Below are 1,574 nucleotides of genomic sequence, written 5' to 3' on the forward strand. Positions count from 1 at the left end.
CAGAAGATGGCGCGACAGTCGAATACCTTGTCGACGGAAACTGGACGACAACGGCSCCAGTACCAACGGAAGGTGACAACACGATCACCGTTCGTCAAACCGACGCAGCGGGTAATACSTCAGGCAGCTCAACGCTGACGTTCACTCTTGATACCACAGCACCTGATGCACCAGYMYTGACACTTGATACRGAYTCAGGCTCAGCGGCGGATGAYTTCTTAACYAACGACGGYMGCTTCACMGTCGGTGGCACAGAAGATGGCGCGACAGTCGAATACCTTGTYGACGGAAACTGGACGACAACGGYGCCAGTACCAACRGAAGGTGAYAACACGATCACCGTTCGTCAAACCGACGCAGMGGGTAATACRTCMGGCAGCTCAACGCTGACGTTCWCTCTTGATACGCAAGCAGAATCAGGAAGTGTGATCGTAGATAACATTACATCAGATGATGTAATTACTGCTACCGAGCAAGGTCAAACCATTGCTGTAACCGGCAGCGCTGTTAGTGGTGATATTCAGCCTGGAGATACTGTAACGGCTGAAATAAACGGTGTGACCTACACAACAACTGTTGGCGCCGATGGACACTGGCAATTGAATGTTAGCGGTGAAGACTTAGCGGCAGACACTGCTTTTGATGTCTCTGTTATATCTGAAGATGCCGCAGGTAATTCAGTTGAGAGTAAAGGTAGCTCGGCGCACTCCTTTGACGAGACGTTAGTTAACGTCAATATCGACATAGACCCAATAACCGATGACTCCGTTGTTAATGCAAAAGAAGTTTCGGGAACAGTAACTATAACGGGAACTGTAACTGGCGAAACGTATGAAACGGGCGTTGTGACATTAACAGTTAACGGTGTTGAATACATCGGCACGGTGACTGACGGAAAATACAGCATTGATGTTAATGGTTCAGATTTACAATCGGACTCGGACAATGTTGTAGACGCAAAAGTCGATGTTGTTAGCGCTGCCGGAAACATAGGCTCAGCGACCTCAACAGAGTTTTATTTGGTTGATACTTTTGCCAGAGGCACAATCACGATTGATTCAATTACCGATGATAATGTAATTAGTAAGAGCGAGAGTGAAAGTGCAGTAACTTTGACTGGTTCCGTTGGTGGTGACGCGAGACCGGGTGATCAGGTTTCAGTTGTGGTTGGTGGTGTTACTTACTCGACAACAGTTTTAAGCGATAAATCTTGGAGTGTTGATGTTCAAGGTAGTGACCTAGCTGCTGATAGTTCGGTTACTGCCACTGTTACTGGTGATGATTGGACTGGTAATGAATTTAGTGGGTCTGCCTCTAAGGAGTATGAAGTCGATACGTTAGCGGGCGATACCAACGCGGCGCCAACGGTGACCATCACCGAAGACAGCAACCCAGCGGACGGTGTGATCAGCAAAGCTGAGCTGGTTGGCGAAATCGACGTGAGCGTCGAGTTGCCAGCGGGCGCAGTGAAGGGCGACACAATCACAGTGAGCGACGGCACAACCGATAAAGAGATCGAGTTGACGGACGCGCACATCGATGCAGGCAATGTGACGACGACGTTCCCAAGCCCA

General features: G+C 49.3%; 1 protein-coding gene. It reads left to right on the top strand.

Going from position 1 to position 1,574, the window contains the following annotated elements; all coding sequences use genetic code 11:
* Positions 1–1,574 (top strand): Ig-like domain-containing protein (locus L4C37_RS22295; protein WP_429770168.1); only part of this gene is annotated, 1,574 nt, incomplete at both ends.

It is taken from the genome of Vibrio kagoshimensis (genome assembly GCF_050337535.1).
In the GTDB taxonomy this organism is placed as follows: domain Bacteria; phylum Pseudomonadota; class Gammaproteobacteria; order Enterobacterales; family Vibrionaceae; genus Vibrio; species Vibrio gallaecicus.